The sequence below is a fragment of the Lysobacter ciconiae genome (assembly GCF_015209725.1).
Taxonomy (GTDB): Bacteria; Pseudomonadota; Gammaproteobacteria; order Xanthomonadales; family Xanthomonadaceae; genus Novilysobacter; species Novilysobacter ciconiae.
Genome location: NZ_CP063656.1, coordinates 2,226,408 through 2,251,496, shown reverse-complemented (window position 1 = coordinate 2,251,496; position 25,089 = coordinate 2,226,408). Strand labels below are relative to the sequence as shown.

Annotated in this window: 22 protein-coding genes; 11 read left to right on the top strand and 11 right to left on the bottom strand. The window is 69.4% G+C overall.

Going from position 1 to position 25,089, the window contains the following annotated elements:
• Window positions 1-38 precede the first annotated feature (38 nt).
• Both INQ41_RS10120 and INQ41_RS10115 read right to left on the bottom strand, forming a co-directional pair.
• A complete protein-coding gene (locus tag INQ41_RS10120) occupies window positions 39-1,328 on the bottom strand; it encodes an endonuclease/exonuclease/phosphatase family protein (protein WP_193984130.1) in 1,290 nt (429 codons plus the stop codon).
• Window positions 1,325-2,077 (bottom strand): arginyltransferase, encoded by a 753-nt coding sequence (locus INQ41_RS10115; protein WP_193984128.1) that lies wholly within the window; start codon window positions 2,075-2,077, stop codon window positions 1,325-1,327. The genes INQ41_RS10120 and INQ41_RS10115 overlap by 4 nt, the downstream gene beginning before the upstream one ends.
• A gap of 163 nt (window positions 2,078-2,240) precedes the next feature.
• On the opposite strand from INQ41_RS10115, the gene INQ41_RS10110 reads away from it, so the two are divergent.
• Window positions 2,241-2,936 (top strand): EF-hand domain-containing protein, encoded by a 696-nt coding sequence (locus INQ41_RS10110; protein ID WP_228076570.1) that lies wholly within the window; start codon window positions 2,241-2,243, stop codon window positions 2,934-2,936.
• A 6-nt stretch (window positions 2,937-2,942) separates the two neighbouring features.
• Here INQ41_RS10110 and INQ41_RS10105 read toward each other — a convergent pair whose 3' ends face one another.
• The 3 genes from INQ41_RS10105 to INQ41_RS10095 form a co-directional block, all read right to left on the bottom strand.
• Window positions 2,943-3,827, bottom strand: a complete 885-nt coding sequence (locus INQ41_RS10105; RefSeq protein WP_193984126.1) for a hypothetical protein — start codon at window positions 3,825-3,827, stop codon at window positions 2,943-2,945.
• 9 nt (window positions 3,828-3,836) lie between these two features.
• Window positions 3,837-4,733 carry an acyl-CoA thioesterase II gene (gene tesB / locus INQ41_RS10100; protein ID WP_193984123.1) on the bottom strand — a complete coding sequence of 299 codons (897 nt, stop codon included), beginning with the start codon at window positions 4,731-4,733 and terminating at the stop codon, window positions 3,837-3,839.
• A gap of 102 nt (window positions 4,734-4,835) precedes the next feature.
• Window positions 4,836-5,423, bottom strand: coding sequence for an N-acetylmuramoyl-L-alanine amidase (locus INQ41_RS10095; RefSeq protein ID WP_193984121.1), 588 nt, complete (start codon window positions 5,421-5,423; stop codon window positions 4,836-4,838).
• A gap of 94 nt (window positions 5,424-5,517) precedes the next feature.
• Between INQ41_RS10095 and INQ41_RS10090 the strand changes: the two genes are divergently transcribed.
• The 7 genes from INQ41_RS10090 to INQ41_RS10060 all read left to right on the top strand — a co-directional run bounded on the left by INQ41_RS10090 (window position 5,518) and on the right by INQ41_RS10060 (window position 13,000).
• Window positions 5,518-6,072 carry an alpha/beta family hydrolase gene (locus INQ41_RS10090; protein WP_193984119.1) on the top strand — a complete coding sequence of 185 codons (555 nt, stop codon included), beginning with the start codon at window positions 5,518-5,520 and terminating at the stop codon, window positions 6,070-6,072.
• Window positions 6,069-8,258 carry a bifunctional 23S rRNA (guanine(2069)-N(7))-methyltransferase RlmK/23S rRNA (guanine(2445)-N(2))-methyltransferase RlmL gene (gene rlmKL / locus INQ41_RS10085; protein ID WP_193984117.1) on the top strand — a complete coding sequence of 730 codons (2,190 nt, stop codon included), beginning with the start codon at window positions 6,069-6,071 and terminating at the stop codon, window positions 8,256-8,258. Before INQ41_RS10090 ends, rlmKL begins: the two co-directional genes overlap by 4 nt.
• Before the next feature lie 155 nt (window positions 8,259-8,413).
• The gene (locus tag INQ41_RS10080; RefSeq protein ID WP_043957384.1) at window positions 8,414-9,097 is read left to right on the top strand and encodes a response regulator transcription factor; all 684 of its coding nucleotides are present in this window, start codon (window positions 8,414-8,416) and stop codon (window positions 9,095-9,097) included.
• The gene (locus tag INQ41_RS10075; RefSeq protein ID WP_193984115.1) at window positions 9,084-10,478 is read left to right on the top strand and encodes a sensor histidine kinase; all 1,395 of its coding nucleotides are present in this window, start codon (window positions 9,084-9,086) and stop codon (window positions 10,476-10,478) included. The genes INQ41_RS10080 and INQ41_RS10075 overlap by 14 nt, the downstream gene beginning before the upstream one ends.
• A 59-nt stretch (window positions 10,479-10,537) precedes the next feature.
• On the top strand, window positions 10,538-11,944 hold the full coding sequence (gene gltX / locus INQ41_RS10070) for a glutamate--tRNA ligase (protein WP_193984113.1): 1,407 nt from the start codon (window positions 10,538-10,540) through the stop codon (window positions 11,942-11,944).
• A gap of 51 nt (window positions 11,945-11,995) precedes the next feature.
• Window positions 11,996-12,487 (top strand): transcriptional repressor, encoded by a 492-nt coding sequence (locus tag INQ41_RS10065; RefSeq protein ID WP_193984111.1) that lies wholly within the window; start codon window positions 11,996-11,998, stop codon window positions 12,485-12,487.
• Between the two features lie 9 nt (window positions 12,488-12,496).
• Window positions 12,497-13,000 carry a GNAT family N-acetyltransferase gene (locus tag INQ41_RS10060; protein ID WP_193984109.1) on the top strand — a complete coding sequence of 168 codons (504 nt, stop codon included), beginning with the start codon at window positions 12,497-12,499 and terminating at the stop codon, window positions 12,998-13,000.
• A gap of 7 nt (window positions 13,001-13,007) precedes the next feature.
• Here the strand turns inward: INQ41_RS10060 and INQ41_RS10055 are convergent, their stop codons facing one another.
• Window positions 13,008-15,251, bottom strand: a complete 2,244-nt coding sequence (locus INQ41_RS10055) for a TonB-dependent receptor (protein ID WP_193984107.1) — start codon at window positions 15,249-15,251, stop codon at window positions 13,008-13,010.
• Window positions 15,252-15,368: 117 nt separating this feature from the next.
• On the opposite strand from INQ41_RS10055, the gene INQ41_RS10050 reads away from it, so the two are divergent.
• Complete coding sequence (locus INQ41_RS10050; RefSeq protein ID WP_193984105.1) at window positions 15,369-15,776, top strand: MerC domain-containing protein; 408 nt, start codon at window positions 15,369-15,371, stop codon at window positions 15,774-15,776.
• A gap of 135 nt (window positions 15,777-15,911) precedes the next feature.
• Window positions 15,912-16,103, top strand: a complete 192-nt coding sequence (locus tag INQ41_RS10045) for a 30S ribosomal protein THX (RefSeq protein WP_193984103.1) — start codon at window positions 15,912-15,914, stop codon at window positions 16,101-16,103.
• A gap of 95 nt (window positions 16,104-16,198) precedes the next feature.
• Here the strand turns inward: INQ41_RS10045 and INQ41_RS10040 are convergent, their stop codons facing one another.
• Both INQ41_RS10040 and hutI read right to left on the bottom strand, forming a co-directional pair.
• Window positions 16,199-17,410 (bottom strand): dipeptidase, encoded by a 1,212-nt coding sequence (locus tag INQ41_RS10040; RefSeq protein WP_193984101.1) that lies wholly within the window; start codon window positions 17,408-17,410, stop codon window positions 16,199-16,201.
• Window positions 17,411-17,488: 78 nt separating this feature from the next.
• Complete coding sequence (gene hutI, locus INQ41_RS10035; protein ID WP_193984099.1) at window positions 17,489-18,781, bottom strand: imidazolonepropionase; 1,293 nt, start codon at window positions 18,779-18,781, stop codon at window positions 17,489-17,491.
• 88 nt (window positions 18,782-18,869) lie between these two features.
• Between hutI and INQ41_RS10030 the strand changes: the two genes are divergently transcribed.
• Window positions 18,870-20,207 (top strand): formimidoylglutamate deiminase, encoded by a 1,338-nt coding sequence (locus INQ41_RS10030; RefSeq protein ID WP_193984097.1) that lies wholly within the window; start codon window positions 18,870-18,872, stop codon window positions 20,205-20,207.
• Window positions 20,208-20,268: 61 nt separating this feature from the next.
• On the opposite strand, the gene INQ41_RS10025 is transcribed toward INQ41_RS10030, so the two are convergent.
• The 3 genes from INQ41_RS10025 to INQ41_RS10015 form a co-directional block, all read right to left on the bottom strand.
• Window positions 20,269-20,721 (bottom strand): hypothetical protein, encoded by a 453-nt coding sequence (locus INQ41_RS10025; protein ID WP_193984095.1) that lies wholly within the window; start codon window positions 20,719-20,721, stop codon window positions 20,269-20,271.
• A gap of 149 nt (window positions 20,722-20,870) precedes the next feature.
• Window positions 20,871-24,410: a transcription-repair coupling factor gene (gene mfd, locus INQ41_RS10020; protein ID WP_193984093.1), complete on the bottom strand. Its 3,540-nt coding sequence runs from the start codon at window positions 24,408-24,410 to the stop codon at window positions 20,871-20,873.
• A 49-nt stretch (window positions 24,411-24,459) separates the two neighbouring features.
• The gene (locus INQ41_RS10015; protein WP_193984091.1) at window positions 24,460-25,011 is read right to left on the bottom strand and encodes a GNAT family N-acetyltransferase; all 552 of its coding nucleotides are present in this window, start codon (window positions 25,009-25,011) and stop codon (window positions 24,460-24,462) included.
• Window positions 25,012-25,089 lie beyond the last annotated feature (78 nt).

Genomic DNA, 25,089 nt, shown 5'->3' with positions numbered 1-25,089 from the left:
TCCCGTCCAGCCGCGCCGCCGGTCAGTTATCGCGAACCTCAGTTAGCGGGCACCAGATCCAGCCACACCAGGTGGTGATCGCTGGCGTCAACGATGTCGCTGCCCGGCTCCCCGCTGGCCGGCCAGAACACGCCGCCGTCGGCGACGCGCAGGCCGGTCGAGGGCAGCACGTAATCCAGACGAAGCGTGCCGCCTTCGGGGCCAAAGTCGCCGGTGTGGCTACGCAGGTCGCCGCGACGGGCGATGCCGCGCTCGGCGGCGCGTGGCGCGGCACCCGTGCTGCGCGGCACGAAGCGGGCATTGACGCGCGGGTGGTCGAGCAGTTGCGCGATCGCGCCGGGCACGCCGTCGCCATCCACCGGGTCGGCGTTGTAGTCGCCCACGATCACGAAGTTCGCATCGGCCGCCAACCCGCCGCAGCGCCCGCGATCGTCACACAGCCATGCCCGGTCACCGGTGGGGTTGATGTACTCCGCCCACAGCCGGATCTCGTCGGCGTTGCGCCGGCCGTTGCGGTCTTCGGGCCCGTCGAACACCGGCGGGGTGGGGTGGGCGGCAAGCAGATGCACGATGCCGTGCGGCGTGCTGATGGGCACGTCCCAGTGCGACTTGGACGACAAGCGCAGCTGCGCCCACACCTGCGGTGGGTACCACGGCGCGCCGGTGGTCGAATCGACCGGCGCGCGCGCGCCCGGCATGGCGCTCCACTTCAGGTGCTGGAAGCTGCGCACCGCGGCGGCGTCGATGGGATAGCGCGAGAGAACGAGCATGCCGTACTGGCCAGGATGCAGGCCGTAGCCCCAGGCATCGTTGCCACGGTCGCGGCCGCTGCCACCCACCTCGCCGTTGCGGTCCAGGTCCAGGCCGCTGGGCACGCCGGTGTTGACCGGCGCCAGGTATCGATACGGGTAGGCGAGCGCTTCGCCTCCGCCGGGCTGCGCGCGGGCCAGGTAGCGCTGCTGGAAGAGGTCGGCGGCGCGTCCATCGGGGTCGTAGTCGAACTCGTTGAGCAGCACGACGTCCGGACGGATCCGCTGCAGCACCGCGGCGATTTTCCGTGCCTGCGCGTCCTCGCCCTCCAGCTGGCGGATCAGTCCGCCGGCCTCCTCGCTGTACAGCGAGACGTTGTAGGTGGCCACCCGCAGGGGCGTCGAGTCGGTCATGGGGCGGTTGGCCTCCTCGTAGGCCCCCCGGTCGCCGTGCACCGACACCCGCACACAGCCGCCCACTGCCAGGGCCAGCACCAGCAGGGCCAGCGAGCGAAGCGCGCTTCTCCAGTTAAAAGGGCCATTCCGGCGGAGTCGGGTGCGGGTGCGGCGTCGCGTCATGTGGATTCTCCAGCGTCCATGTCGCGCCAGTTGCGACCGTTGAAACCTTCCAGCGGGCGGAAGCGGCGTTTGTAGTCCATCTTCGGGTGGCCCTTGATCCAGTAGCCCAGATAGAGGTGCGGGTAACCCTGCTCGGCGGCCCATTGCAGTTGCCGCAGCACCGCAAGCGTGCCCAGTCCGCGCCGGGCCTGGTCGGGGTCGAAGAAGGTGTAGACCGCCGACAGCGCGCCGGGTACGACGTCGGTGACGGCCACGGCCAGCAGCGGTCCCGGTCCATCGGAACCCGGATCGCGCAACTCGATGAAGCGGCCATTGCTCCAGCGCCCGGTCAGGAACTGGTCGAATTCGCTGGGTCCGTGGTCGTCCATGCCGCCGTTGCGATGTCGCGCGCCGAGGTAGCGTTGATAGAGCGCAAGTTGCTCGGGCGTGCGCTCCGGCGGGAGCACCCGGGTCACCACGTCGGCGTTGCGCGCGAGGCAGCGGCGCTGGCTGCGGTCGGGCCGGAAGCGCATCACGGGGATGCGCACCGCCACGCAGGCGCGGCAACCCTGGCAGTGCGGGCGGTAGACGATGTCGCCGGAACGCCGGAACCCCCACTGCAGCGCCTGTGGATACCACCGCGGGAGTTGCGGGTCGCGCGGGTCCATGACCAGGTCGCGGGCGATGCGCTGCGGCCAGTAGCCGCACGGGTGCTCGGCGGTGTGGAACAGCCGCAGATCGTCGATGTCCTGGCTTTTTTCGCTGCCCATGCCGCTCAGGATAGCGCCGCTTTGCGGCCGCGGGCGCACGGCGCGCGGCGGCAGCGATGCCCACCTTGTTCATCTGCGGTTGCGGTCGCGGGTCAACGCCGGCCGGGGTGGCCCGTTGATCCCTGCGACCGTGCCGTACTGGCACCGATGCAGGAGAACCCGCATGAAGCACCCAATGATCCGGATGTCCGCCCTCGCCGTGGCAATGCTGGTGGCGGGCGCCGCGCTGGCCGCGCCACAGGCGACGGCGACCGGCAAGACCGGCAACGAGAGCCCCCGCCATGACCGCTGGCTCACCCTGGATACCAACAAGGATGGCGTGATCGATCGCAGCGAAGCGGCCAGCCACCCGCGGCTGGCAGAGCACTTCGACCGCCTGGACCGCAACAGCGACGGCAAGCTGGAGCGCAGCGAATTGCAACGCAAACACGGCCAGCGCGGGCGCCGCGGTGCCGGCGGCGGTCACCGGTCCGGCGGCATGGGCCAGTGGGGTGGCCACGGGGGGATCGCCCGCTACATCGCGCTGGACAGCAACGGTGACGGCCGCATCAGCAAGCTGGAAGCAGAGGGCTCGCGACTGGCCGAGCGTTTTGCCGGGATCGACACCAACAAGGACGGCTACCTGGTGCGCAGCGAGCTGCTGGCCGACGCCGCGCGCCGCCGCGCGGAATTCACCCGCAAGGCAGACGAGCGCTTCGACCGGCGCTTCAAGCAAGCCGACAGCAATGGCGACGGGCGCCTGAGTCGCGCCGAATACGAGGCGGCCTGGCCGGGCAATGAAAAGGTTTTCGCCTTCCTGGACGAGGATCGCGACGGTTATCTCACCCGCGCCGACCTCGCTCCGCGTCGCGGCCGCTGACCGAGGTCAAAACCCCATCAGGCCGCGGCTTTCCACGCGCTTGATGACCTGGGTCACCTGCCAGCGGTCATCCCGCCGGGCCACCTCCAGCGTCAGGTAGGTGGCCTGGCCGCGGTGGTGGTACGCGCTGACCTCCACGGTGCCGTGCTCCGGCGCCGACGGCCGGAACACATGCACGTCCACCATCGTCGCTGCCCGTCCAGTGGCGCGCTCGTAGCTGCCCTTGTCCTCGTCGGCGACCTCCTGGCACGCGGTCGCCGGCACCAATGCCAGGCCCGGCTGCGCGCCTGCCAGCTCGCTGATCAGTGCGGCCGGCGCATCGCCGCCATCCACCCCAAGGCAGGCCACGGGCGTATCGACCTCGCCCAGGTTGGATTGGAATACCGCGCGCGCGACGGGTGCCAATGTCGCCGCAATGGTTCCATCAAACGGCGGCGAGGCAAACTGTGCGTCGACCAGCGTGACCGGCTCCGGCGTGGCCGCCGGCACGGGCGGCTGGTTCAGGGTGTGCATGCCACCGGCGACCACCACCGCCACGATCAGCGCCAGCACGCCCAGCTTGATCCGCAACAGCTTCTTGCGCGCCGGTGAACGCGCCTGTGCCAGTTCCACTTCGCTGCGGAAGGTGGGCGTGGTGTAGCCGTCGCTCGGCCGCGTGGTGTCGATCAGGCCGGCGTCGCGGAGGATCTCGCGGGCCAGGCGCTGGTCATCGGAACGCACCACCCAGGCTTCCGACACCGGCGCGGACGGGTCGGAATAGCTGAAGGTCCGGCGGCGGTTGCCCTTGTAGGAGCGGCCATTGAGGATGCGCACCTCGATCCCGGCCTGGCGCAGCAGCTCGGCGACGCCTTCGGTGTTTTCCAGCCGATGGCTGCTGAATACCTTGCGCATGGCGGGCGCTCAGCTCCGCGCCGGGACATGCGTCGCGGCGTCGGCGTCGGGTACCACGCGGATCAGGCCTTCCTGCGCCGTGCTGGCGATCAGGACGCCGTCGCGCGAATAGATCTGGCCGCGCGCCAGGCCGCGCGAACTCTGCGCGCTGGGGCTGTCGATGGAGTACAGCAGCCAGTCGTCGGCGCGGAACGGGCGGTGGAACCACAGCGCGTGGTCCAGCGAGGCCATCTGCACGTTGGGCTGGTAGTAGCTGATGCCGTGCGGATAGGTCGCCGTGCCCAACAGCTGGAAGTCCGACGCGTACGCCAGCAGGGCCTGGTGCAGGTCAGGAGAGTCGCCGACCCGGTCGGTCAGGCGGAACCACACCTGCTGCTGCGGCGGTCGCTTGGGCGGGTTGAGCTCGTCACGCGGATAGACGTGGCGGAACTCGAACGGCCCTTCGCGCGACAGCCAGCGCTGGATCTTGTCGGGCAGCGTGGCCATGACCTTGTCGGGCACCGACGGCGAGGGCTCGATGTCCTCGGGCACGGGCACCGACGGCATCGATGACTGGTGCTGGGCACCGGGCTCCTCGGCCTGGAATGACGCCGCCATGAAGAAGATCACCTGGCCGTGCTGGATCGCGGTCACCCGGCGGACCGAGAAGCTGCCGCCGTCGCGGGTGCGGTCGATCTGGTAGACGATCGGCGCCTTTATGTCGCCGGCACGCAGGAAGTAGGCGTGCAGCGAATGCGCCCCGCGGGTCTCTGCCAGGGTGGCGCGGGCGGCGGACAGCGCCTGGCCGAGCACCTGGCCACCGAACACGTACTTGGTGCCGATGTCGCGGCTCTGGCCGCGGAACAGGTTGTCCTCGAGGCGCTCCAGCGAGAGCAGGTCGATCAGCTCGGAAACGGGGGGCGTCATGCGGCGGACCAATACGGGTGACCGGCAATTATAGCCGCCGGTGGCACGCGGCCGGTCCTGCCGGTCGTGCGATTCAGGCCGGGCAAAGACACCGGCCAGCGCTCAGCCGGGCAGCCGTTCCAGCGAAGTGGCGGCCAGCACGTCCGCCCAAGGGAACCGCGGTCCCGGATCGCGCTTGCGCGGCACGCGCCGGCCGGGATCGTCGCTCGCCACGGCCAGCTCGGTATCCAGATCCTCGTGGCCGGCGATCCATCGCAGCGAGGGCATGCTGCCGGCCAGCCAGTCCAGCAGCGCGATCAGCGCAGCTATCTGCGCCGGCGGATAGGCTTCGTCCATCGACTGGTGGCGGGAATCGAGCCAATCGGGGTAGCGGCCGCTGTTGACCAGCTCGATGCCGATTGAACGCTGATTGACGCCGCGCACATGGTGGGCAATGCGGTCGAGGTCGACGTACTGGTGGATCGTGCCGTCGCGGTCGATGTAGAAGTGGCCGCTGTTGCCCGTGCCCGATTCCGGATAAAGCACACGCTCCCCGTACTCGCGCGCCATGGCCAGGTCCGGCAGCTCGGTGCAGTGGATCACCACCAGGTCGATTGACGCCGGATCCCGCTGGGACAGACGCGCCTGATACGGCAGCGGCGCTGGGTGAATGGCAGGGCCGGCAGCGGCGGCGTCAGGCTCAGTGGGCATGGCCCGGATGCTAGCATCGCGGGCCCCAGCCACCGCTGCGCGCGCCGTGCCCGCCACGCCGTCGCCGCCGTGCGTTTTTACTTCCGGATTCACCATGCGCGGACACTGCATCCTTTCCCACGGCTTTGAAAGCGGGCCCGACGCGACCAAGGTCACCGCGCTCGCGCAGGCCGCCGCGGAGCTCGGCTGGACCTGCGAGCGACCCGATTACACCGACCTGGACGCCTGCGCCGACATCAGCCCGCTGGGCGATGTGCCGCAGCGCCTGCAGCGGCTGGTGGAATTGACCCGCGCCGCAACGGCGCATGGGCCGGTCGTGCTGGCCGGATCCAGTCTCGGTGCGTTCATCTCCGCGCACGCGTCCCTGCAGGTTTCGGTGGCCGGCCTGTTCCTGATGGCGCCGCCGATCCGCATGAACCAGGCGCATCCCATCGATGCCGCCGATGTGCCGCTGAGCATCCTGCACGGCTGGGACGATGAGCTGATTCCCGCCGCGGACGTCGTCGGCTGGGCGCAGGAGCGGCGCGCCCGCCTGCTGCTGGTCGATGACGATCACCGGCTCTCCCGCCACGTGCAGGCCAGTGCCGACGCGTTCATGCGCCTGCTGTCGAGCCTGCAAACGTCGAACGATCGCGGGGACGCGCAATGAAGTTTTTTGCCAGTTGCGGCAAGGGCCTGGAATACCTGCTGGCCGAGGAGATGCTCGCGCTGGGTTGCACGCGGGCGACGGCGACCATGGCCGGGGTGAATGTCGAAGGCAGCCTGCTGGACGCGCAGCGCGCGGTGCTGTGGTCGCGTCTGGCCAGCCGCGTGTTGTGGCCGATCGCCGATTTCGATTGCGCCGATGAGCACGCCCTGTACGCCGGCGTGGCCGCGATCGACTGGCCCGCGCAGCTCGGCGAGGGAGACACCATCGCGGTGGATGCGCACGTGTCGGGAACCGGCCTGACCCACGCCCGTTTCGCGGCCCAGCGCGTCAAGGACGCGATCGTGGATGTGATGCGCGAGGCCACCGGCATGCGCCCGAGCGTGGATGTGGATACGCCGGATGTGCGCATCAATCTGGTGGTGCGCAAGGACCGCGCGATCGTGTCCATCGACCTGGGCGGTGGCCCGCTGCACCGGCGCGGCTGGCGACAGCAGCAGTGCGAGGCCCCGCTGAAGGAAAACCTGGCCGCGGGCGTGTTGATGCGCGGCCGCTGGCCGCAGGTCTACGCCGACGGCGGCGGACTGCTCGACCCGATGTGCGGCAGCGGCACGCTGGTCATCGAGGGCGCGCTGATGGCCGCCGACGTCGCCCCCGGCCTGCTGCGCCACGGCGGCTTCGCCCCGACCCGCTGGAAGGGCTTCGACCCGGACGCCTGGCAGTCGCTGCACGATGACGCGCGCCAGCGCGAGCTCGCCGGACGCGCGGCGCTGCGGCCGGTGTTCTTCGGCCGTGACCGCGATCCGCAGGCGATCGCCGCCGCGCAGGAGAACGAGGTCCTGGCCGGACTGGCCGGGGTGATCCAGTGGCAAGCCGCCGCGGTGGAAGGGCTGCGTCTGGGATCGATCCCCGTGCTCCCCTGGGCGGAGGTCGACCCCGAAGCGAACGCCGCGCCCGGCGGACTGGTGGTCTGCAACCCGCCCTACGACCTGCGCCTGGCGGCGGACCCCGCGCTGTACCGCGCGCTCGGCGATGCGCTCAAGCGCGCGGTGCCGGACTGGCGGGCCAGCCTGCTGTGCGGTGACGCCGAGCTGGCCCACGCTACCGGCCTGCGCGCGCTGAAGAAGTACCAGATGTTCAACGGCGCGATCGAATGCACCCTGATCACCGTCGATCCGGTGGCACCGCCGCAGCGCGAGCGCAAGGCGGGCGAGGAGGCGCCGGCACTGGCGGAGGGCGCGCAGATGGTCGTCAACCGCCTGCGCAAGAACCTGCGCAAGTTGAAGACCTGGCGCCAGCGTGAGGCGGTGACCTGCTTCCGCGCCTATGACGCCGACCTGCCGGAGTATTCCGCCGCGATCGACGTCTACCAGACCGACGAGGAGTCGCCGCGCACCTTCCTGCATGTGCAGGAGTACGCGGCGCCCGACGACATTCCCGAGCCCCTGCAGCGCCGTCGCCTGAATGAGCTGCTGGCCGCCGCGCGCGAGGTCTTCGACGTGCCGCGTGAGCACGTGGCTCTGAAAACACGTTCGCGCGGCAAGGGCGGCTCCAAGTACGGCCGTTTCGACCAGCGCGGCGAGTACCTGACCGTGCGCGAGGGCGATGCCCGCCTGCGGGTGAACCTGTTCGACTACCTCGACACTGGCCTGTTCCTGGACCACCGGCCCCTGCGTTTGCGGATCGCCGCCGAGGCCGAGGACACCCGCTTCCTGAACCTGTTCGGCTACACCGGCGCCGCCACCATGCACGCCGCCGTCGGCCGCGCCCGCCAGACCACCACCGTCGACCTGTCGCCGACCTACCTGCAATGGTGCGCCGACAACCTGGCCGAGAACGGCATGGGCGGCGCCCGCCACCGGCTCGTGCAGGCCGACGCCATGGCCTGGCTGGAGGCCGACCAGGCCGAGTACGACCTGGTGTTCTGCGACCCGCCGACCTTCTCCAACTCCAAGCGCGCGGACGATTTCGACATCCAGGCCAGCCACGTCCGGCTGCTGCGTGCGGCGGTCGATCGGCTGGCGCGCGACGGCGTGCTGTACTTCTCGAACAACTTCCGCCGCTTCCGTCTGGACGAGGCGGCGGTGGCGGAATTTGCGTCCAGCGAGGAGATCAGCGCGCAGACCATCCCGCCGGATTTCGCCCGCAATCCCCGGATCCACCGCTGCTGGCGGCTGCAGCGACGCTGACGCCGCGTCGCACGGGTGGATGCCGGCGCGCGCCGTGACGTTGTCCACCGCCGCGGTCTGGCAGAATCGGGCGATCCACCGCGCCGGGCGACTTTCAACCGCCCGTCCGGTTCCGACGCGGCCCCGGCCGGCGTCATCCCACACAGGAAGACTCCATGCGCATCCTCGTCATTGAAGACAACCAGGACATTGCCGCCAACCTTGGCGACTTCCTCGAAGACCGTGGCCACACGGTCGACTTCGCCGCCGACGGCATCACCGGCCTGCACCTGGCCGTTGTGCACGATTTCGACGCGATCGTGCTCGACCTCAACCTGCCCGGCATCGATGGCCTGGAGGTCTGCCGCAAGCTGCGCAACGAGGCGCGCAAGCAGACCCCGGTGCTGATGCTGACGGCGCGTGACACCCTGGACAACAAGCTGGCCGGGTTCGATTCGGGCGCCGACGATTACCTGATCAAGCCCTTCGCGCTGCAGGAAGTGGAGGTCCGCTTGAACGCCCTCGCGCGCCGCGGACGCGGGGTCAAGACCCGCGTGTTGACCGCCGCCGACCTGGAATACAACCTGGACACGCTGGAGGTACGGCGCCAGGGCAAGCTGCTCCAGCTCAACCCGACCGGGCTGAAGATCCTGCAGTCGCTGATGGAGTCCTCGCCGGCGGTGGTCACCCGCCAGGAGTTGGAAACGCGGGTCTGGGGGGAGGAACTGCCGGACTCCGACAGCCTGCGCGTGCACATCCACGGCCTGCGCGCGGTGGTCGACAAGCCGTTCCCGACCTCGCTGATCCACACCCGCCACGGCATCGGCTACCGGATCGCCGAGCTCGATGCCGAAAGCTGAGGTTCCCAGGGCGGCGGCGGCCAGCGGCCCCGCCCCCAGCCGGCGCATGCGCTACCGGCGGCGGCTGCGCAGCCGCATCATCCTGTCGTTCGTGTTGCTGGGTTTCAGCCTGACCCTGCTGTTCGCCTGGGCGACCAACTGGACCCGGGCGCGGGTGGAGAACCAGTTGATCGAGGATGTGATGAACCGCAACCTCGCCAACGCCGCGCACCAGTTCGAGGTGGACCCCAACAACCGCGAGTTCCCCTTCGACCAGGTCCGCGCCTACGTCTATACGCCCGACAAGTTCGAGTCGGTGCGCCTGAGCCGGCCGGAGTGGTACGCGCTGTCGGACGGCATCACCGGCATGGTCGGCACCGACCCGGACGGTACCGAGTTCGCCTACAAGCTGGCCGTGCGCAAGACGCCGCAGGCGTGGTTTTTCCTCGCCTACGACATGACCCCGTCGATGCGCAGCGAGGAGCGGTTCAACCACGCCCTGTACGCGTCGGTGCTGGTGTTCACCCTGCTCTCGCTGGTGCTGGGCTGGTGGTCGGCCTCGCGGGTGATGAGCCCGGTATCGGAGCTGGCCCAGCGGCTCAAGGAGTCCGGCCGCAGCGCCGCTGCCGAGTCCCTGGCCGATCATTTTCCCGACGACGAGGTCGGCCAGCTCGCCGAGGCGCTGGACGATTACGCCGGCCGGCTCACCGAGGTGGTCCAGCGGGACCGCGAGTTCAACGCCGACGTCAGCCACGAGCTGCGCACGCCGCTGGCGGTGATCCGCGGCGCGGTCGAACTGCTGCTGTCCAACCCGCAGCTGGACGACAAGACCCGCATGCGGCTGATGCGCATCCAGCGCGCCGAGCAGCAGTGCACCGACCTGATCAGCGCGCTGCTGCTGCTGTCGCGCAACGAGCGCGGCCACGGCGCGACCGACGTGGCCAGGCTGGCGGCGCAGTCGCTGGACGTGCATCGCACCCAGCTGGCCGGCAAGCCGCTGGTGCTGCGCCTGGAGGACAACACCGGCCCGCTGGTGGTCGATGCGCCCGAGGCGGCGGTCGCCGTGGCCCTGGGCAACCTGATCGGCAACGCGGTCAAGTACACCACCGAGGGCGAGGTCATCGTGCGCATGCTGGACGGCGCGGTGCAGGTGATCGATTCCGGCCCCGGCCTCAGCGCCGAGGACGCCGCCGGCATCTTCCAGCGTGGCTACCGCGGCACCCATGCCGGCCACACCCACGGCGGCGGCATCGGCCTGTCGATAGTGCGCCGGCTGTGCGCGCTGTACGGCTGGAGCGTGTCGGTCCAGCCCGGACGCGAGTTCGGGGTGATCGCGACCCTGGCCTTTGACGCGCAAAGCCCGCTGACGGGCGGCGAGGGTACCGATTCCGACGCCGGCTGATCGGCCGGGGAACAGCGGGCGCGGTACCATCACCGGTCCACCCGCACGAGCCTGACCGCATGACCTGCCGCACCCGCTTTGCTCCCAGCCCGACCGGATACCTGCACATCGGCGGTGCCCGCACCGCTTTGTACTGCTGGCTGGAGGCGCGCCACCGCGGCGGCGAGTTCGTTCTGCGCATCGAGGACACCGACCGCGAGCGCAGCACGCAGGCGGCGATCGACGCGATCCTGCAGGCGATGGACTGGCTGGGCTTGGACTACGACGGTGCGCCGGTCTACCAGACCCAGCGACTGGAGCGTTACCGCGAGGTCGCCGAGCAACTGGTGGCGGCCGGCCACGCGTACTACGCCTACGAGACTCGCGACGAGCTGGACGCGATGCGCGAGGCGGCGATGAAGGCCGGCACCAAGCCGCGCTACAACGGCGCCTACCGCGACCGGAACGCGGGGTTCCGCGAGGACCCCAATCGGGTGATCCGCTTCCGCAACCCGCTCGACGGCGTGGTCGCCTGGGAGGACAAGGTCAAGGGCCGCATCGAGATCGCCAACAGCGAGCTGGACGATCTGGTGATCTTCCGCTCCGACGGCTACCCGACCTACAACTTCGCGGTGGTGGTCGACGACATGGACATGCGCATTACCGATGTCGTGCGCGGCGATGACCACGTCAACAACACCCCGCGCCAGATCAACATCTACCGCGCCCTGGACGTCGAGGTGCCGCACTTCGCGCACCTGCCGATGATCCTGGACCCGGACGGCGCCAAGCTCTCCAAGCGGACCGGCGCGGCGGACGTCATGGATTACCGCGACGCCGGCTATCTGCCGCACGCGCTGCTGAACTACCTGGTGCGCCTGGGCTGGTCGCACGGCGATCAGGAAATCTTCTCGATCGAGGAGATGACCTCCCTGTTCGACCTCAAGAACGTCCACGCCAGCGCGTCGCGGCTGGACATGGCCAAACTGGGCTGGCTCAACCAGCAGTACCTCAAGACCGATGACCCGGCGGCGGTGGCGGTGCACCTGCAGTGGCACCTGCAGCAGGCCGGCTACGACCTGGCCAATGGACCGGCCGCGGTCGACATCGTGTTGGCCCTGCGCGACCGCGTGCAGACGCTCAAGGACATGGCCGAGCGCGCGGCGGTCTGGTTCGGGCCGTTAACCGCCTACGACGAAGCCGCCGTGGCCAAGCACCTCAAGTCCGCCGCGCGCGCACCGCTGGAGGATGCCCGCGCCCGCCTGGCCGCGCTGGCCGACTGGAATGCGGAGGCGATCAACGCCGCGCTGCACGACACCGCCGCCGCGCTGGAGCTGGGCATGGGCAAGGTCGCCCAGCCGATGCGCGTTGCGATGACCGGCACCCAGGTCAGCCCCGACATTTCCCACACCGTTTACCTGGCGGGCCAGGCCGAAGCGGTACGCCGCATCGACGCGGCGCTTGCCAGGATCCCGCTGGAGGATTAGACCGGTCGCAATGGCGCGCTTGCCGCGCCCGTTGCAGGCCGCACCGACGACATGAGCCCTGTCCACGACTGCACCGATCCGCAACACCACGTCCATGATGGCGACGCCTTCGTGCTCGAGGTGGAGCGGCTGTGCGCGCAGCGCGGATTGCGCCTGACGCCGATCCGCTCCCATGCCCTGCGCTTGATCGCCGATGCCGAGCGGCCACTGAAGGCCTACGAGTTGCTGGACCGGATGAAGGCCACGCACGATGCTGCGGCGCCGCCGACGGTGTATCGCGCGCTGGATTTCCTGCTCGAGCACGGCTTCATCCACAAGCTGGCCTCGGTCAACGCGTTTGTCGGTTGCCACCATCCCGGCGGCGAGCAGCACGCGGTGCCCTTCCTGATCTGCGACGGCTGCCAGTCGGCGACGGAACTTGAGGACGACACCATCGTGGAGGCACTGGAATCCCGCGCACGCGGGCTGGGGTTCGTGCCGCGGGCGCAGATCCTGGAAGTGCACGGCCTGTGCGCGGAGTGCGTCCGCGCGGCAGGCAGGTAGGCGGCGACCATGCATGCGTCGCTGCGAGCCCTGCGAGAGGATGACGTGCCAGACGTGTTCGCGCTGCAGGCGGAAAGCTACCCGCCGGCATTGCGTGATTCGCTTCCGGCATTTGCCAGCCGCCTGCGCATCGCGGCAGGGTGTTGCCATCTCGCCGAGGCCGATCACCTTGCAATGGGATACATCCTTGCCCATCCCTGGCTCAGCCAATGCCCGCCCGCGGTCGACACCGTGCTCTCGGCGCCGCCAGCCGAGGGCCCACGGATCCTGTACGTGCACGATCTGTCGGTTTCCGCCCGCGCCATGGGCACCGGGCTCGGAGGACGGCTGGTGGACACCGCCCTGGAGGCGGGCCGGCGCGGCGGCCTGCTGAGCGCCGAGCTGGTGGCCGTGCCCGGTGCTGCCGGGTTCTGGCAGCGGATGGGTTTCCGGTCGCTGGACGTGGCGCCGAACCTGGCGCGCAAGGTCCGGCAGTACGGGGACGGCGCCTTGTACATGGCGCGCGCGCTCTAGGCTTCGCTCAGAAGAACGCGCGCACCCCGAAAGCAATGCCGCGGCCGGGCAGCGGCGCCAGATCCTTCAGGAACGAGGTGTGCGGGCGGGCCTCCTGGTCGAGCAGGTTGCTGCCGTCGAGGAACACCTCCCAGGCGTTGCCCGACGGGGTGTCGCGGTGCCAGGCCAGGTGGGCGTCGACGAGCGTGTAGCCGGGCGTCGTCGTTTCGTTGGTCGCGACCCGGTCCTGCTTCAGGTAGCGCACCGCGCCCAGCGACGCGCGCCACGTGCCGTTGCTCCAGGACAGTTCACTGCCCAGCCGCGCCGGCGCCAGGCGCGGCAGGTTGCCTTGCTCGCTGATCCGCGCCGCGTGCCGGTGCACGTGCCCGCCGTGGAAAACCTCCACGTCCACGTCGCGCTCTCGGCCCCCGGACGCGAGCTTGCCGCGCACGATATCCCCGAACACCCGCAGGTCCCACGCGCCACGGTCATTGTCGACCAGCGCGATGGTGGCGTCCGCCTCCATGCCGTGGAAGCGGGCATCGGCCTGGTTCCACAGGCGCACCGGCACGCCACCGTCCAACAGCGGATTGCCGGGGTCGTCCAGCGACGTCGGGCTGGCCTGGTAGATGAAGTCGGCATAGCGGATGCCGTACACGGCCGCGCCCAGATCGATGCGCTCGCCGTGCCAGCGCAGTCCCAGCTCGAGCCGGTTCGCGGTTTCCACGCCGAGGGTCTCGTCGCCGACCTCCATGGTTCCGGTGGCGACATGCAGGCCGCTGGAAAACAGCTCCTCGGCGGTCGGTACCCGCTGGGAGCGGTCCAGCCCGAGGGAGGCGTGGAACCGGTCGCTGAGCTCCCACTGCACCGCCGCGGACCCGCTCAGCGCTTCGAACTTTCGCGAGTTGGCCCGAAGCGGCGCGAGCGGCTGCGGCACCGCATCGATGGTGTTGCGGTCATGCCGCGCGCCCAGTTCGAACTTGAAGTCGCCGCTGCGGCGCTCGCCGATCCAGAACAGGCCGGTGTCGTTGCCTTCGGTGCCCGGCACGAACGCTTCCGCGCCGACGGCGTCGAACTTCCGGTGCGCCCATTGCACGCCGAACGCGCCGCGCCAGCCGGCCCAGGGCTGGTGGACCAGTTCCAGCCGCGCTTCCTTGCTGCTGTTGTCGAACACCGTGCCGATCGCCTCACCCTCGAACTCGGTGTGGGTGTAGCGGGTGTCGGCGAACTTGATCCGCAGGGTCTCGAACACGCCCAGTTCGTCCAGACCGGCGCGCACTTCGGTGCGACGCTGGTCCATCAGGATGTGCACGGCGTCATCCCCATGGGTGTCATCCCCGTGGTCGTGGCCATCGTCCGCGTCGTGGCCATGACCATCACCATCGTCGTGGGAATGGCCCGGCACGCCGTAGTGGGTGTTGAACAGCGAGTAGCCCACGCCCGCGAAGCCGCGCTCGCCGACCCAGGACATCCCCAGCGCGCCACTATCGGTGCGCAGGGCGCTGTTGGCCAACGTTCCGGAGGTGGCGGGATCGGGCGTCTCGCCCTCGGCGGCCAGCTGGCGGGCGCTCTCGGCAAACCCGGGGATGGCGTAATCACCGGTCTCGCGGTGCAAGGCATCGAAGTGGAACACCAAATGGCCCGAGGCGGAGGTGCCATCGAGCCGCAGCATGCCGGTCTTCTCGTCGTTGACCGTGCCGGCCCGCAGTTCCGCCCGGCCTTGCAGCGGCTCGTCGGTGGCCGCCTCGGGGATGCGCCCGTCGATCACGTTCACCGCGCCGCCGATGGCACCGCTGCCGTAGAGCAGGGTGGACGGTCCCTTCAGTACCTCGATCTGGTTGGCCAGGAAGGGCTCGATGCTGACCGCGTGGTCGGCGCTGACCGTGGACACATCGCCCGAACCCAGCCCGTCGCTGAGCACCTGGACCCGCGCGCCGTCAAAGCCGCGCACGATCGGGCGGCCGACGCCGGTACCGAAATAGGACGACTGCACGCCGGGCAGCTTGTTGACCGTCTCCCCCAGCGAGCTGGCCTTGGCCGCGTCCAGCCGTTCACCGGCGAGGACCTCCACCGGGCGGGCCAGGTCCTCGACCGTGCCGGGCAGGATGGATGCCCGCACCTGGACGGCGCTCAGGTCGACCGGCTCATGGTCCGGATCGTGCGCCTGCATGGATGCCGAATCGACGCCGGCGGCAAACGCCGCTGGCGTGACCAGCAGGGCTGACAGCAATGCACGGGCGAGAAGACTGGGCTGCAACGAAAACGGAGACATCGGGAACGCTGGGGACACGGAAATCCTGCAAAAAGTAGCGGCACAGGATCGGAATGTTATATTATTCTAATCTGTCGGCAAGTCCCCACAAGTCATGTATCCATCGAAGGTGTCCTGATGTCACCGCGTAACCAGCGTTTGCTCGACCGCCTTGGCGCATCGGGTTCCATCATCTGCGCAGTGCACTGCGCGCTGCTTCCGGTCGCCATCGCGTTGCTTCCGGCGGTCGGGTTGATGAGCCTGGGCAGCGAGCGGTTCGAGCAGGCGTTCGTGCTGTTTGCCACTTTGCTGGGCGTGTTCAGTCTCGTCCAAGGCTACCGGAGGCACGGTGTCGCGCGGGCACTGTGGCTGTTGTTGACGGGCCTGGGCGTGCTCTGGGCGGCGGTGCTGTACCACCCGCTGCACGCCAGCGTTGTACCGCACGCCGTTGCCATGACGTTTGGCGGCACGCTGGTGGGCGTGGCGCATGTGATCAACCTGCGGCTGAACCACGGACACGTGCACGACGCCTGCTGCCACCACTAGGCAGACGGCCGGGCGGACGCCCATGTTAAGATTTGGCGGTTCCCGCGCCACGCGTGGCGCCGGCACCATGCGCCGGTGATCACGCCTGAGGTGCGGGTTTTTCAATCGTATCAACACCCAACCGGGAGCAAAATCATGGGCAAAGGCGACCGCAAGACCGCCAAGGGCAAGCGCTTCAACTCCAGCTACGGCAACTCCCGCTCGGCCGTATCCAAGGCCGCCGGCACCGCCAGCGCGCCGGTAGCGAAGAAGACTTCCGCCAGCAAGGCCGCGAGCAAGGCAACGACCAAGAAGGTCGTCGCCAAGAAGACCGTCGCCAAGGAATAAGCACCGGCGCCATGCCGTTGTGAGCAGAGGCCCCGCGAATGCGGGGCTTTCCTTTTTTGCCCCGATTGTTTCAGGTGCTGGGGAACCCGGTTGCGCTAGCGGGCACCGGCCTCGATCGCGGCCCAGGTCCGCAACAGGTTGCCGCCAAGGATCTTGCGGATGTCGGCATCGCTGTGGCCACGGGCCTGCAGCCCGCTGATCAGGTTGGGGAAGTCGGCGACCGTGCGCAGGCCATCGGCCAACTCGCCATCGACGCCGTCAAAGTCCGAGCCGATGCCGACGTGGTCGACCCCGATCAGCTGCACCGCGTAGTCGATCTGGTCCAGGACGGCCTCGATTGGCGTCTGCGGCGCGGGGTGCGCCTGCGACCATTCGCGGTTGAACGTCTCCCGGTCGAGATCCGGCTTGCCGGCCGCCCGCAGCTCGGCGTTGCGCTGGTTGAAGTCGTTGATGGCGCGGAAGTGGGCCTGCGTGTCGGCCGCACCCCGGGGATCGACGAACGCGGTGCCGAAGGGAATCTGGACCACGCCGCCCTTCGCGGCAATCGCCTTGGCCAGCTCATCGCTGATGTTGCGCTCGAAGTCCGGGGTGAAATGGCGGAACGCGGAGTGGCTGGCGATCACCGGCACCGTGCTCAGTTCAATGGCCTGGCGGGCGGCTTCATCGGAGACGTGGGAGACGTCGACCATGATCCCCAGCCGGTTCATCTCGGCCACGACCTGCCGCCCGAACGGACTCAGGCCGTTCCATTTGCGCTCGATGGCGTAGGAGGAGTCGGCGATCCGGTTGGCCGCGCTGTGGGCCAGGGTGATGTAGCGCACGCCGCGATCGAAGAAGAACTGCAGGTTGGCCAGGTCGTCGCCGATGGGCGCGCCGTTTTCCATGCCCAATGGCAGCAGCACGCGCCCGCCCTGGCGCAGGCGCTCGACGTCGCCGGGCGAGTGCAGCAGCGCAAACCGGTCGGGATGGCGCTGGACCAGCGCCTCGACCGAGTCGATCATCTCGTTGGCGGCCTGCCAGGCCACGCCGTCCTCGTCCTGCTTGGCCGAGGTGTAGATCGACATGAAACCCACGTCCAGGCCGCCGGCGCGGGCCTTGGGATAGTCGAACTCGCGCCCAGGTGCATCGCTACCCAGGTCCATCCAGCGATCGGTCAGCATGCCGGGCGCGTCGATGTGGGTGTCCACGATCACCGCCTCCTGGGCCAGCGCGCGGGCGGCGTCGGTGGCGCTCAGCTGCGAGGTCGACTGGGCGAAACCGAGGGCGGGAACGAGTGCGAGCAGCAGGACGGGCAGGGTGCGATGCATGATCTCTCCAGTGGGTCCGCAGGTCTGTGCGGCGTGGGTAACGAGAGCCCGATAGTGCAGTAATCGGGCGGCTCGGCGTTACCGGTGATGCACGCGTTGGCCACCGATCCAGACGCCGCCGGCGAGGTCACCGCCCAGCCAGTAGCCCAACTCGGCCGGATGGTGGATCTTCCAGCGCACGAAGTCGGCACGCATGCCCACCCGCAGCGCGCCGCGATCGCCCAGTCCCAGCGCGCGCGCGGCGTTGACGGTCGCCCCTCGCAGGCCCTCCTGCGGCGTGAGGCGGAAGTGGGTGCAGGCCAGTTGGATCGCCTGGCGCAGCGACAGCAACGGCGAGGTGCCGGGGTTGCAGTCGGTCGCGATCGCCATGGCCACGCCGTGTTCCCGGAACGAGGCCAGCGGCGGCAGCCGGGTTTCCCGCAAGACATGAAACGCGCCAGGCAGCAGGACGGCGACGACGCCGGCCGCGGCCATCGCGCGCACGCTCTCCTCGCTGGTGTGCTCGAGATGGTCGGCTGAAAGACCGCCGAATTCTGCCACCAGCGCCGCGCCACTCAAGTCACTGAGCTGGTCGGCGTGCAGCTTGACCGGCAGATCCAGCGCGCGCGCAGCCTCGAACACGCGGCGCGTCTGCGTCGGCGTGAAGCCGATGCCCTCGCAGAACGCATCCACCGCATCCACCAGCCCTTCGGCGTGCAGCCTGGGCAGCCACTGGACCACTTCCTCGATGTAGGCGTCGGCCTGTTCCCTGTACTCGGCGGGCAGGGCGTGCGCGGCCAGGTAGGTGGTGCGCACGCCGATGCCCAGTTCCTCGCCGATCCGGCGCGCCACGCGCAGCATCCGGTGCTCGCCTTCGAAGTCCAGGCCGTAGCCGGACTTGATCTCCAGCGTGGTCGCGCCGTCGGCGAGCAGGGCGCGCGCCCGTGGCAGCGACTGCCGCAGCAGCTCGTCTTCATCGCAGGCGCGCACCGCTTCCACCGTGGACAGGATGCCGCCGCCGGCGCGGGCGATTTCCTCGTAGCTGGCACCCTGCAGGCGCAACTCGAACTCGCGCGCGCGATCGCCCGCAAACACCAGATGGGTGTGGCAGTCGACCAGGCCCGGGGTGATCCAGCCGTCGGTGGTGATGACCTCCCGCGCCAGCGCTTCCGGCGCGCCTGGCAGCCCGTCGCGCGGACCGACGTAGGTGATCAGTCCGTCGAGCCAGCCGAGCGCGGCGTTGCCGACCTCGCCGTAACCGTCGGCGCAGTCGAGCGTCGCCAGCGACGCACCCAGGATCAGGCCGTCCCAGCGTCCGTTGGCGGCGCCCGGGGCGTGGTTGGCGGCCGGCTTCGCGGCGCGGAGGTCGTTGGTTTCAGCGGAAATCGTCATCCGGTCATTGTAGGGAACACGCGTGCGCCTGCCAGACCGGCCGCCGGGGCGGGTCGCCAGCGCCGCCGCAGCGGGCGACAATCAGGCAATGAACAGCAATGCGACGGCCAGGATCTGGCACCCCGAGGGTTGGCGCGATGGACAGCTGCCACAGACTGGGCCCCGTGCGGACGGGCTCGCGCCACGCCACGTCTCCAGCGCGCCGCAGCGCGTGGTGCCGGGCATCGCGAACCTGCATTCGCACGCCTTCCAGCGCGCGATGGCGGGGATGGCCGAGGCGCAGACCGATCCGGCCGATTCTTTCTGGACCTGGCGCAAAACGATGTACCGCTTCGCCGACCGGTTCACCCCCGAATCGCTCCATGCCGTCGCCGCGCAGTTGTATGCCGAGATGCTGGAAGCCGGCTACACCACCGTGTGCGAGTTCCACTACCTGCATCACGGCCCCGGCGGCAAGCCATGGGCGCACCCCGCGGCGATGTCCACGGCGCTGGTGGAAGCCGCGGCCGACGTGGGCATCCGCATGACCCTGTTGCCGGTGCTGTACATGACCGGCGGGTTCGACGGCCGGCCGCTGGAGCCGCGCCAGCAGCGCTTCGGCCACAGCGTGGACGCCTATCTGCGCCTGCTGGACACGTTGCGGGCAAAACAGAGCGGGCGTCTGCGCATCGGCTGCGCGCTGCACAGCCTGCGCGCGGTACCGGAAGCGGCGATGCGCGAAGTACTTGCGGCGCTGCCCGCAGACAGCCGCATCCATATCCATATCGCCGAGCAGCTACCCGAGGTCGAGGAATGCCTGCAGCTGCGCGGGTCGCGTCCGGTGCAGTGGTTGCTGGACAACGCGGAGGTCGACGAGCGCTGGACGCTGGTGCACGCCACCCACCTGGACGACGCCGAACTTGCCGGCGTGGCCAAATCCGGCGCCACGGTGGCAATCTGCCCGACCACGGAAGCCAACCTCGGCGATGGCCTGTTCCGGCTGCGCGACTATCTGGACGCCGGCGGCCGCTGGGGCGTCGGCTCGGACTCCAATTCGTCGGTTTCGCCGGTGGAGGAGCTGCGCTGGCTCGAATACGGCCAGCGCCTGGTCACGCGCCGACGCAACATCGCGGTCAGCGTGGACTCGCCCAGTGCCGGCGAGACCTTGCTGCGCGGCGTGGTGGCCAGCGCATCCGATTCCACCGGCCACCGGCTCGATCCATCCCACGCGGACGTGCTGGTGCTGGACGGCGAGGCACCGCAGTTTGCCGGCGCCACCGACGCGGACACGGTGGATCGCTGGATCTTCAGCGGCAACCGCCCGCTGGTGCGGCAGGCCTGGGTGGACGGTCGCTGCGTCGTCGATGGCGGCCGGCACGTGGACGCCGACGCGATCGCGGCGCGCTACCGCCAAGCCGTCGCCGGGCTGCTCGCGCGCGAGCGATAGCCCGAACCGGCCCGCCCAGGCCGGAGGCCCCCGGCAGACGCAACGCCAACCCGCACTGCGGCTACTGGCCGGCGATCGCCTTGGCGGTACGGCGGGTCGAGAAATCGATGTCGCGGGTCAGCTCGAAAGACTGCTGCAGCTGGTCCTGCGAGGGCGCCTGCATCCATACGTGCGCGCTGCGACCGTCGTCGAGCTTGAGCAGCGTCTCGCGTGCCTCGATCCCCGGCTGCCCGGCCAGTTCGGCCCGGTACCACTGGACCTCACGGCCGCCGATGCTGCCGTTTTCCACCCGGTTGCTGCGCTGCGGCGAGAAGGTCGGCTTCTTGCTGATGTACATGCCGAACGCTTCGGACCCGTCGGCGCGCAGCGCGCGGCAGAAATCCGCGCCGTTGCCGCCGCGGTATTCCCAGGTCAGGCCCGTACTGGCGTCCAACTGCGGGCAGGCGTTGGCCTGCTGTGCGTGGGCGCCACCGGCGACCAGCAACAGCGGCAATAAGAGTGCCGTCTTGTTCATTGGTATTCCCCCTGGTTGCGGAAACGCTCCGCATCGAACGCGCAGTGCATCACCCCGCACTGCTGAACCGACCTTAAAGCACGCCGTGGGGATTGACAATCGCCGGCGGAATTGCTTCGGCTACTGGCGTGGATCGCCCGCCGTGCCAATCACGACGGGGTCAGCGAGATCAGCAGAGCGCGCGCGGCAGCAATGCGCGCCGGGGGCTCAGGCAGTTCCAGGCTGAGGCGCAGCTTGTCGGGGCCGTCCATCCGGTACAGGTTGGGCTGGCCCTGGATCATGCGGATCACCGCCATCGGGTCGACCTTGGGCTTCTCGACGAACTGCAGCCGGCCGCTGGTGGGACCGATGTCCAGTTTGCGCACGCCCAGCCCGGTGGCCTGCAGCTTCAGTTCGGCGATGGCGAACAGGTGTTTGGCCGGGTCGGGCAGCAGGCCGAAGCGGTCGATCATCTCCACCTGCAGCTCGCGCAGATCATGCGCGTCGCGGGCGCCGGAGATCCGCTTGTACAGCGTCAGGCGGGTGTGCACGTCGGGCAGGTAGTCCTCCGGGATCAGCGCCGGAACATGCAGCTCGATCTCCGCGCCGCGCTCTTCGGTGGCGTCCAGGTCGGGCAACTTGCCCTGGCGGATGCTGCGCACGGCGCGCTCCAGCAGCTCGGTGTAGAGGCTGAAGCCGACCTCGGCCATCTGCCCGCTCTGGTCCTCGCCCAGCAGCTCACCGGCGCCGCGGATCTCCAGGTCGTGGGTGGCCAGGGTGAAACCGGCGCCCAGTTCGTCCATCGCCGCGATCGCGTCCAGCCGCTTCTTCGCATCGGCGCTGATCGAGCGCGTGTCCGGCACCACCAGATAGGCATAGGCGCGGTGGTGCGAGCGACCGACGCGCCCGCGCAGCTGGTGCAGCTGCGCCAGGCCGAACTTGTCGGCGCGGTTGATGATGATGGTGTTGGCGTTGGGGATATCGATGCCCGACTCGATGATGGTCGAGCACAACAGCACGTTGAAGCGCTGCTTCTGGAAGTCCAGCATCACCCGCTCCAGCTCGCGCTCGGGCATCTGGCCGTGGGCGATGCCGATCCGCGCCTCCGGCACCAGCGCTTCCAGCTCGCGCTGCATGCGGCCGATGCTTTCCACGTCGTTGTGCAGGAAGTAGGCCTGGCCACCGCGGGAGATCTCGCGCTGGAACGCCTCGCGCAGCTGGCTGTCGTCCCACGGCACCACGAAGGTCTGCACCGCCATCCGGTGCGCCGGCGCGGTGGCGATGATCGACAGGTCGCGCAGCCCGGCCATCGCCATGTTGAGGGTGCGCGGGATCGGCGTGGCGGTCAGGGTGAGCAGGTGGACGTTCGCGCGCAGGGCCTTCAGCGCCTCCTTCTGGCGCACGCCGAAGCGCTGTTCCTCGTCCACGATGACCAGTCCCAGGTCCTTGAAGCGGACATCCTTCTGCAGCAGCCGGTGGGTCCCCACGATCACATCGATCGTGCCTTCCGCCGCCTTTTCCAGCTCGGCCTTGATCTGCTTGGGCGTCTTGAAGCGCGACAGCACTTCCACCTTCAGCGGCCAGTCGGCGAAGCGGTCACTGAAGTTGCGGTAGTGCTGCTCGGCCAGCAGCGTGGTCGGCACCAGCACCGCAACCTGCTTGCCCGCCGCGGCGGTGGCGAACGCGGCGCGCACGGCGACCTCGGTCTTGCCGAAGCCGACGTCGCCGCAGACCACCCGGTCCATCGGTTGGCTGGACTGCAGGTCGCGCAGCACCGCCTCGATCGCGGCGTGCTGGTCGGGGGTCTCCTCGAACGGGAACGCGGCCGCGAACGGCTCGTACATCGCCCGGTCCAGGTCGATCGCCAGTCCGGCGCGGGCGCGGCGCCGGGCCTGGATCTCCAGCAGCTCGGCGGCCACGTCGCGGACCTTTTCCTGCGCCTTGCGCTTGGCCTTGCTCCATTGCTCCCCGCCCAGCGAGTGCAGCGGGGCGGTTTCCACCGAGGCGCCCGAGTAGCGGTTGATCAGGTGCAGCTGGCCGACCGGCACGTACAGCCGGTCGCCCTTGGCGTACTCGATTTCCAGGTATTCGTTTTTCTCGCCACCGGCCTCCAGCGTCACCAGCCCGCGGTAGCGGCCCACGCCGTGGTCCTCGTGGACGATCGGCGCGCCTTCGGACAGCTCGCCCAGGTCGCGGACGATCGCCTCCGGCTCACGTCCCGCGCGACGCGGACGACGCGGCTGGGTCGCCCGTTCGGGGAACAACTGGCGCTCGGTCAGGACCGCGAGCGCGGGCGCGGTGAGGGCGAAACCATCTTCCAGCGGAGCCACGGCGATGGCGAAGCGGGTGTCGCCCGCACTGTCTGTCGGCGCCTTGGCGGTAATCCGGTTGCTGCCCAGGAACGCCTGGAAGTCCGGCAGCACCTCCGGCTCCAGCTCGGCAGCGCGGAGGATCTCCAGCAGCGCCTCGCGGCGTCCGGCCGAATCGGCGGCGATCAGGACCCGGCCCGGGTAATGGCCGAGGAAGGACTTCAGCTCGCCGGCGGGAACCTGGTCGCGCGCACTGATCGGCAGCGCGGGCGCCGGCTGGCTGGCCAGCACTTCGGCACGCGCACCCTGCGGATGCGATTCGCCGCAGACCTCGATGCGGGCGCCCTGGTTGAGCCGCTCGCGCAGCGCATCCGGTGACAGGTAGAGTGCGTCCGGCGGCAGCAGCGGTCGCTCCAGGTCGTGCCGGCGCTGCTCGTAGCGCTCGCCGGTCTGGCGCCAGAACGCGTCCGCGGCCTCGTTGACGCCTTCGCCGAGCAGCGGCAGCGTCGCCTCGTCCAGGTAATCGAACAGGGTGGCGGTCTGGTCGAAGAACAGGGGCAGGTAGTACTCGATCCCCGACGGCGCCGTGCCGGCCTTGAGGTCCTGGTACAGGCCGCTGCGGCGGGTATCCAGATCAAAGCGCTCGCGCAGCGCGTCCAGCGCGCGTTTCAGTGATGCCTCGTCCAGCGGCAGTTCGCGCCCGGGCAGGAGTTTGACCGCATCGATCTTGTCCTCGGAGCGCTGGGTCTCCGGGTCAAAGCCGCGGATGGTGTCGATCCGGTCGTCCAGCAGCTCCACCCGGAACGGCTGCGAGGCCCCCATCGGGTACACGTCCAGCAGGCCGCCGCGCACGGCGAAGTCACCCGGGTCGAGCACCTGCGGCACGTGGTGGTAGCCGGCTGATTGCAAGCGTCGCTGCTCGGCATCCAGGTCCAGGCGCTGGCCGACGGTGACATCGAAACTGCCGCCGACCACATGGCGCAGCGGCGCCAGTCGCTGCAGCAGGGTCTGCACCGGCACGACGACAATCCCGCGCTGCAATCGCGGCAAGCGGTTCAACGTGGCCAGTCGCTGGCTGATGATTTCCGGGTGCGGGCTGAAGTGGTCGTAGGGCAGCGTTTCCCAGTCGGGAAAGTGCAGCACCGGCAGTGATGCCGCGTCGCTGGCGGACGCCACAGGATCGCCCGCCGACGCGCCGGAACCCAGCAAGGTATGCAGGTCCGCCTCCAGCTGCTGCGCGGACTGGTTGTCGCGCACGATCGCCAGCAGCGGCCCCGGATGGGTGGCGGCAGCGCGGGCGATGTGGAAAGCGAGGGCCGAGAGCGACGCCGGCGCGCGCCACCAGGCACGCAGATGGCCCGCTTTCGGCAGCGGCGGAGTGGGGGAGGGGGAGGCAGGCATCAGCCGGCCATTTTAGCCGATGGTGCCAGCAGCCGTCCGGGCTGGGGCGTCAGGCCGCTTCGTCCGTCGGGGTCAATTGCAGGGTGACCCGAACGAGGCCGTCCTGCTGCCACTCGCGCACGAAGCCCAGCGAATCGGCCAGCGAGAGCATCGGCAGGTTGTGCTCGAAGACGTCGCCATAGACGCGCTCGAGCTGTTTGCCGCGCGCCCATTTCACCAGCCGCGTCATCAGGTAGCGCCCCAGGCCCATGCCGGCGATGAAGTGGCTGACCAGGATGGCGAACTCCGCATCGCGCCCGTTGGGGTCGATCGAGATGCGCGCGACCGCGCCGACCAGCGCTTCCCCGGGCGGCAGCGGCTCGGCGGCCACCAGGGCGAACTCGGTTTTGGGCTGGATCCGGGTGAAGCGCTCCACCGATTCCTGCGAGAGCTCCTTCATGGAGTGCAGGAACCTCTGGCGGATCTCGTTGGGCTGCAACAACGAGAAACCGGCACGCAGTGGCTCCGCATCCTCGGGACGGATCGGGCGGATCAGCAGCTCACGCCCGTTGGGCAGGCGCTGGCGTTCGTGCCACGGCGGGAGTCGTTCACGGGTACTCATGCGCAGATGGTGGCACACGGCATGTAAAGGCCGTATTCATCCACTGATTGCCGGCCCGGCAGCGTCGGTGAGGAGCGC